Here is a 434-nt window from a genome sequence, read left to right on the forward strand (position 1 = left end):
GTCAAGTCCGGGTGGGTGCCGTCGACGATCGTGCGGCCCACATGCATGCCTTCGTCGAGCGCATCCGCGGCGCTCGCGAAGCCGACGTCGCCGTCTGCGTGAAAAGACACCGCGTGACCCGGTAGCTTAGGATCCGCGCCCGGGTGGCACACGTAGCCGACGTAGGTATAAGGTTGCCGCGGCGGCAACGCGCCTTCGTCCGTTTCGCGCAAGAGCGGGGCCACGTGCACTTCGAAGCCCTCGTATTGCGTCATTTGCCACAAGGCGTCTTCTTCTTCCGACATCTCTTTTCTCCCGGCGTCGTAAACAGCGTGCATCAATGCCGATGTCTGAGCTTGTCCCAAATGCGGTTGTTGTCCATGCGATGCAGCCAACGGGCCCGCTGATGCTCGCGGCGATAGTGCGCCGCAACGATGACGATGACGGCGATCAGC

Annotated in this window: 1 protein-coding gene; it reads right to left on the reverse strand. The window is 62.7% G+C overall.

The window, feature by feature from the left end; all coding sequences use genetic code 11:
• On the reverse strand, positions 1-284 hold a 284-nt coding region (locus BTA35_RS16895), incomplete at its 3' end, for a hypothetical protein (protein ID WP_078320911.1).
• Between the last annotated feature and the right edge of the window lie 150 nt (positions 285-434).

It is taken from the genome of Oceanospirillum linum (genome assembly GCF_001995095.2).
Taxonomy (GTDB): domain Bacteria; phylum Pseudomonadota; class Gammaproteobacteria; order Pseudomonadales; family Halomonadaceae; genus Oceanospirillum; species Oceanospirillum linum.